The following is a 6,619-nucleotide window of genomic DNA, read 5'->3' on the forward strand; positions in this document are numbered from 1 at the left end:
CCTTGTTGTTTAATAATTCTTCTTTGTCAATCATAACTATATAAGGTTAAAAATAATAAAAAGTTATTTGGCTACGCCGAACCACTTCCTTAGGTTTCCGAAAATTATTTTTGAGCTTTTAAGGAATCAAAAATTTTTCAGAATAACTTTTTAACTTACACAGTTAGTGAAACACTACCCCATAATTATTACTCAATAAAATTTAAACAGCCTCTAATTTATTATTGAGATATTTTCGTTTTAAAATGGTATCATTTTTTAAATTTTCTTTTGCAGAATTCATATGAATTGATTGCTTTTCGTTATCCTTCTTTTTAGAACAGAACAATAACATGAATGCAGTTAAAATATATAAAAATTTCATTATAAAAATTTCATTATACACTACAATCCATAGAAGCAAAATCTATTATGGTAAGATACCATTTTCCAGCAATGTTGGTTATATAAAAAACAAATGTTCCTCCTTTACTATTCATTGTAACCCTTCGACTTGTTAGTTCGATTTTTCTAATTTTTTTTAAATCTGTATCTAATTCTTTTTTCTTGGAAGAGTCTATTTTTTCTCCAATTATATTAGAATAATTTTCTATAAAAAAAGATACTGATTCGGACAGACTATGAAATTTATCCTTTGAAGAAACAAAAACACCATACTTTTCAATTTTTTCACATTCAAAAAATGATTTTTCGGTAAATTCAATTTTATTTAAATTCAAATTCTCTACTTTATAACCTTCCAAAAAAGATTGATAAGGAATTCCTATTGATTCTGTTGAATTTGTTTGTAGGCATTTCTTGCTAAGACAAACTTTATGAACTTTCAACCAGGTATTATTAGACCCCATTGTAGTAATAAAAACCAAACCTGTATTTTTATTAATTAACTGATTGAATTTTACCGAGTTTTTCTCATTATATGTTTCAATTACTATTTTTACAAATTCTTCTACATCTTTATTTTGTCCTTGCAAAGAACCACATCCAGAAACAAGAATCGATGTAAATATTATAAATAATAAATTTCTCATAAGCATTCGTTTAATAACGGAAAAATGGCGTCTTTTACAACTTGACCTAATCTTGATCCAGACTTTTAGAATTGCGAAATTAATTTGAAAGATTTAGATTTTTTTCGAATAAGGATATGTAAAAAAGTATAAATTAATTTTGTTTCAAAAAAGATAATAATTCCATTTAAAAATTATTTTTTTTTCCAGAACTATTATTTTGAAGTATTTTTCTCTCTTTTTTTCTTTTTACTAGATGAATAAATTTCTCATCACATTCTTTGAAATGCAAATATGGATTTATAGAATTGCCTGAGTTTTGAATATAAATTGTATCATTTGCAAACATAGAGCTTAAATTATCAAAATCGAGATAAGTTACATCGTCTTCTTTTAATACCTTTACAGTGCCTTTAATTTTTTTATTACCAATTGTACTAAAAACAAAGTTATTTTTACAATCAATTTTTAAATAAAGCTTGCACTTAGATTCAATTGGATAATATTCTCCAGAAATCTTTTGCGAAAAAACACATATAAATGCAAAAAATAAAAAGAATATTAAAAACTTAGTCATCATACTTTTGAATTTTAGATTTATTGTTTTTACCCCATTTGAGGTTTTTGATATTACTTGTCTCATATTTATAAGTTCCAATTAATTCTAGTTTGTTTGTTATACAATCCTCTTTAATTTTCATTAATTTAATAATAGATTTAATATTACTTTTTCGATGATCAAAACCATTTAATCCCCCGTTGATTCTGACAGAAATAAAAATTAAATCATCTTTATCCGCATAATTCCCCAATTGTCTATCATCCCAAAACCAACCAGCAGAATCACAAGTATACGTTAAGTCATTTGCAATAACCTCGGGAGTGTCAATTAATTCTGGTTTTTCAATATGTCTAAAATATTTTTCATAAGTGTCTTTCCATGTTAATTGAATCAAACCTTTACCTTTGTATTTTGGACCATCACCTTTTGAAGTATGACCATGGCTCAAGCACTCATTGTATCTGCTATAAGAACGTCTCAGCTGCTTTGTATTATTAGCCAAATACGGATTATCCTTTCTTTTTTTATTATCAAGATATAACTTATATTTATTATAACCTTCCAAATGAGTAGAATGATCATAATCCCATCCCGAAGCATATTCCATTGTGGTGTTAAGTCTATCTGATTCTGTTTCAATCTGCGCTAGAAAATGAGCTTTTCTAAGGCATGTATTGATATTATTGTCTTTCATTGCCTTATTCAAAGCATCTGTAAAAGCTTGATAGGTTTTCATTTCAGCTGGCAAAGGACAATTTTTAGCAGTAAACAATCTTTTAGAATTATAAAAAGATTTAATATCTTCTTCTTCAAATTCTTTTTCACAGAAACATTTTTTATCTTCTTGTTTTAGATTGGGTGCAGATTCATTCGTACCATAGGTCACTCCAGAATCAAGTCCATTCTGAGTAAATTGATTTCCTAAGGAAGAGTTTTCAATATTTTTCCCTGCATAGGTTTTGGAAGCACCTCCGGTGGTTTCAATATAATCTCCTCCTATAAAAGATTCCTTGCCCATAACTAATGGTTTTTTGAAATTTCTGCAGAATTATTCTTAATCTCTTTTTGAGAATGCTGTTCAAAAACTCCCTGACTTTGATTGGTAATTTTACCATTGGCAACTCTCAATCTATCTTTTTCTGTATGTGATTCTTTATTTCCAGTAATAAATTCTGTCATTTTCCCTGTAACGTTTGTAATAAAATCAGTTCCAATAGAGAGCATATTTAATAAACCAACAGTAGAAGTTCTATTCATACCTGCACTTTCAGAAATATTCATTCCCACAGTATTGTTTTGGTTCATTCCCACGTTTGTGTTCATGCTTTCCGTTACATTAATAAACATATTCTTACAATTCAATGTCATCGTCTCCGGAGCAGTGATATTAATATTACTTCCCGTTGTATCCAGATGAATTTCATTACCCGATCTATCGGTAATAATAATACTTTCATCTTCTGTGAAAACCACTTTATGTCCGCTTCGGGTCATGATAGATTTTACACGGTTATCTGCAAATCCTCCCAAAGCCGTTCCCCCATGAAACATTCCGCCCATTACAAAAGGTCGGTCGGGATGATTGTGTACAAAGTTTACCATCACCTGATATTCAACTTCAGGAATGGCGAAATTAATTTGAAGTCTCTAGATTTTTTTCAATTAAGGATATAAAAAGTATAAATACTTTGTCTCAAAAAAGATAGCAATTCCAGTAGCAATTTCATATTTAAATTAGTATAAACTATTTGTCTTCCAAAGGCTCTTTGAAAAAATAATTATAAAAGTCAAAGTAATGCAGACTCTTGATTTCTTTTCCAGTAGCATCATCAATAATCACAACGACTCTTTCTACTTTTTTATCATCTGAGTTTTCATAGTGCCCTTTATTGAATCCAATAAACCAAAGTTTTTTAACTGCCTGTTCCTTCCTCCATATTTTCACATATTCTTTATCCCATTGTTGGTCATTTTTGGAAATTATTATTCCATCTTCTGAAGTATCTACTTTATAATTAAATTTTTTTGCATATTTATTTGCAATTTCTGTAATTCCAATAAAGGAAGTCTTCCAGTCTTTTTCAAAATCTGTAGTTCTTAAGAGTTTTCCCTCTTTATCAAATTCATACAAAAACCCATAATTGCCCTCAGAAGTTTTATTATAAATCCTCTTTAATTTAATATTACCATCGCTATAAAATTCTTTATAATATCTAAACCATCCTCGCGAGGGCGTAATCCATTGGTCATAGTATGTATCTAATAAACCATATGTTTCAATCGAAGTTCCACTTTGTAAAGTTTCATTTAGATTAACAATATACTTTGGAGGATCTGCTGTTCCATACCTTTTTTTTGTTTTTAATAAGGTTGAATTATTGATATTTAATTTTTCAAAGGAAGAGTCTATAATATTCATAGGAGTATTATTATGAGTTGTTTTTTTTTGCGCTTGGCATTGGTAAAAAAATATTACAACTAAATAAAAAAATATTTTTTTCATTCTGTGAGCAAATTAAAATTTCGTAGTTTATCCCATTGCCACTTCCATGTAGAGTATTTGTCATTGCCATCTAAATGGGCGTAATCCATTACATTTTCTGTTTTTTTATATTCAAACAAATAGGGTGTGACAGTGTTAATATTTGAGTTTGTACCAAAGGCGTGACCCAGAGCAATAGCATGCATCGCTTCATGGGCTACATCTGCATCTGTGATTCCAGAAAACATTGCACCTCTTCCACCTCCAATCGGAGTTCCAATACCTCCAACTCCTAAAGTAATGCTTCCGCTGACGAGATAAGCGGTTTCTGTAAAAAAATAAAGCCTTAAGTATTTATCATATTTTCCTGTTCCATCCGGTTTACCATCTGCACCTAAATTAGAAAATATTTGTTTTAATTTTTCGTCTAAATAATCATACAATGATTTTCCATTTATATTTCCGGATACATTAAAGCCGGTTCCGTTGCTAATGGTGGAAAGAGATAAATCTGTATTTGGTGTTCCATCATCATTTTTAGTAATATCTAAAATTTCTTCCATTGAATTTATTTTAATCAATGATTGCTTTAAATAATTTTCTAACTCTGTTTTACCTTTAATATCTCCTATTCCATTATTGGTTTTAACTTTAACACAAACTACATTTAATTTTTTAATTTTGTTGGAATATAATTTAAGAAAACCCGCTTCTTTTTCATCGCATAAAACTTTTAAAGTTTGTGTAGTAGTAATATCAGATAAAACTTTTAAAGTTATTTCATCTTCCAATTTATATTCTTCTTTATTTTTTATGAGGATTTTGGCATAGTGTGTATTTTTAGCAGGATCTAATTTTTCGTTTTCAGCACCTTTTCCTTGCGAACTTGAAATTTCACAAACAGTCTTATCATATGCTATCAACAATTCTTTGGGAAGATTTTTTTTATCTTTTATATGAATTTTTAAGGAGAGTTTTATTTCCTTATTTTTTTCCACACAAAGCCATGAAGCAAAATAATCTATCGGTTTTTTATCGTCCAATATCCATGGAACTTTATATACAGGATTATTATATTCTTTTTTGAGATTATTATATAAAGCGAGTGATTTTGTAAATACCGCAGAAGGGTTACTTGAGGGATACTTGTCATATGTGCCTACTACATCAGAATATTTTTTTTTATCTCCAAATAAGCCGGTATCTTTAATTCGCATCCAGTCAAGTCCATAATCACTACCCTTCCATTTTTTTGGGGGGCGAAAATGCACAATTGCATCAGCCAATATATTAATTTCAGCTGCTGGAGGAGGAGAAGGATTACCCGCATGAACTATTGTAGCATCACTATTTTCTATATAATTGATTGTGGCACTTTCTATAATTTCAGCTTCTGAATAATAGGACAAGTGCTTTTCTACAATTTCATAAATTTTCCCTTTTACAATTCTTGTTCTACTCATATTATTACATTTTAGTGAGCTTTATTTTTTTCTAAACTACGATTATCTATATTATTTTTAGCATGTTTATTTATGGTTCCATTACTTGCAGTTTCTATCCCACCTTCACTATTCACAATAGTTTTTCCTTGTTTCGTCTCACTATGTACATCTCCCTCAATCATTTCCGTCAATTTCCCTGTAATAAACATACTTGTATCTCCAATTACAGAAGTCATTTTCATAGCTCCCACACTTTGGGTAGCATTCAATCCTATACTTTGGGTTCTGTTCATCCCAATAGTATCAGACTGATCCATTCCTACACTTGTTGTCATGTTTTCAGAGACATTAATAAACATATTCTTACAATTCAATGTCATCGTCTCTGGAGCAGTGATATTAATATTACTTCCCGTCGTATCGAGATGAATTTCATTACCTGATTTATCAGTAATAATAATACTTTCATCTTCTGTGAAATCATTTCTCCTGCTATGTCGTTATAGAGAAAACACTTACCGCATCGTATTTTGTTAATAAAAATGAGGAAGCTAGTTCCTCATTATATTACTTTCCTTTTTTTCTTTTGCTTCATGCAATTGCTTTTTAATATCCTCAGGAAACCAAAGTAAAACAGGGTCTTGTTTGTACTGCTCATACACTTCGTCAGGATTTAGAAATGCTTCGAATAGTTTGATATTTCTTCTGTAACAATGAAATTATTTTTTTCAAAGCTACAAACATCAATAAACCCAAAATATAACCGCCAAAAACTCCACAAAACACTCCAATAACTATGGAAATATTAGTATCCCACCATTCTTTAACAGAATTAACAAACCAGCTACAATTGTACAGCCGACCATTGAAACGCTCAAGAAAAAAGTTTTGAAACCTTTACTAATAGATTTCTGTTGAATACCTATCAAAACAGAGGTTGATAAAATACCTGCTGTTATAAGCCCAATTAGCAACAAAATAAATAGTAAACATAAAACCACACCAATAATTCCTACGATAGCAAAAAAAATGGCTCCCATTATTAATAGAACAACAAGAAAATCATCATCATTTTTGAAAGAATCAATAATATATGGTGAAAAAAGACTAATGAAGTTAA

8 protein-coding genes are annotated in these 6,619 nt (G+C 29.5%); all 8 read right to left on the reverse strand.

The annotated features are described in order from the left end of the window. Positions 1 to 377 precede the first annotated feature (377 nt). The gene (locus AB671_RS02430) at positions 378 to 1,031 is read right to left on the reverse strand and encodes a hypothetical protein (RefSeq protein ID WP_066764713.1); all 654 of its coding nucleotides are present in this window, start codon (positions 1,029 to 1,031) and stop codon (positions 378 to 380) included. A 166-nt stretch (positions 1,032 to 1,197) separates the two neighbouring features. After that, positions 1,198 to 1,590, reverse strand: a complete 393-nt coding sequence (locus AB671_RS02435) for a hypothetical protein (RefSeq protein ID WP_157444106.1) — start codon at positions 1,588 to 1,590, stop codon at positions 1,198 to 1,200. Continuing rightward, the gene (locus AB671_RS02440) at positions 1,580 to 2,590 is read right to left on the reverse strand and encodes a glycoside hydrolase family 19 protein (RefSeq protein ID WP_066681108.1); all 1,011 of its coding nucleotides are present in this window, start codon (positions 2,588 to 2,590) and stop codon (positions 1,580 to 1,582) included. Before AB671_RS02440 ends, AB671_RS02435 begins: the two co-directional genes overlap by 11 nt. A 2-nt stretch (positions 2,591 to 2,592) precedes the next feature. Continuing rightward, a complete protein-coding gene (locus AB671_RS02445; RefSeq protein ID WP_228390994.1) occupies positions 2,593 to 3,174 on the reverse strand; it encodes a hypothetical protein in 582 nt (193 codons plus the stop codon). Between the two features lie 142 nt (positions 3,175 to 3,316). Beyond that, the gene (locus tag AB671_RS02450) at positions 3,317 to 3,991 is read right to left on the reverse strand and encodes a hypothetical protein (protein WP_157444107.1); all 675 of its coding nucleotides are present in this window, start codon (positions 3,989 to 3,991) and stop codon (positions 3,317 to 3,319) included. A gap of 80 nt (positions 3,992 to 4,071) precedes the next feature. Beyond that, positions 4,072 to 5,517, reverse strand: coding sequence for a hypothetical protein (locus AB671_RS02455; protein WP_066681114.1), 1,446 nt, complete (start codon positions 5,515 to 5,517; stop codon positions 4,072 to 4,074). Between the two features lie 11 nt (positions 5,518 to 5,528). Next, positions 5,529 to 5,879 (reverse strand): bacteriophage T4 gp5 trimerisation domain-containing protein, encoded by a 351-nt coding sequence (locus tag AB671_RS02460; RefSeq protein ID WP_066681116.1) that lies wholly within the window; start codon positions 5,877 to 5,879, stop codon positions 5,529 to 5,531. 414 nt (positions 5,880 to 6,293) lie between these two features. After that, positions 6,294 to 6,619: hypothetical protein (locus tag AB671_RS22425; protein WP_185114129.1), on the reverse strand; the 326-nt coding region annotated here is incomplete at its 5' end.

The sequence above is a fragment of the Chryseobacterium sp. BGARF1 genome, from assembly GCF_001677955.1.
Classification (GTDB): Bacteria; Bacteroidota; Bacteroidia; order Flavobacteriales; family Weeksellaceae; genus Chryseobacterium.

Bases quoted from the DNA above. Each gene is read 5' to 3' on its own strand.
- AB671_RS02430 (WP_066764713.1), bottom strand. From the start codon at position 1,031: ATGAGAAATTTATTATTTATAATATTTACATCGATTCTTGTTTCTGGA.
- AB671_RS02435 (WP_157444106.1), bottom strand. From the start codon at position 1,590: ATGATGACTAAGTTTTTAATATTCTTTTTATTTTTTGCATTTATATGT.
- AB671_RS02440 (WP_066681108.1), bottom strand. From the start codon at position 2,590: ATGGGCAAGGAATCTTTTATAGGAGGAGATTATATTGAAACCACCGGA.
- AB671_RS02445 (WP_228390994.1), bottom strand. From the start codon at position 3,174: ATGGTAAACTTTGTACACAATCATCCCGACCGACCTTTTGTAATGGGC.
- AB671_RS02450 (WP_157444107.1), bottom strand. From the start codon at position 3,991: ATGAATATTATAGACTCTTCCTTTGAAAAATTAAATATCAATAATTCA.
- AB671_RS02455 (WP_066681114.1), bottom strand. From the start codon at position 5,517: ATGAGTAGAACAAGAATTGTAAAAGGGAAAATTTATGAAATTGTAGAA.
- AB671_RS02460 (WP_066681116.1), bottom strand. From the start codon at position 5,879: ATGACATTGAATTGTAAGAATATGTTTATTAATGTCTCTGAAAACATG.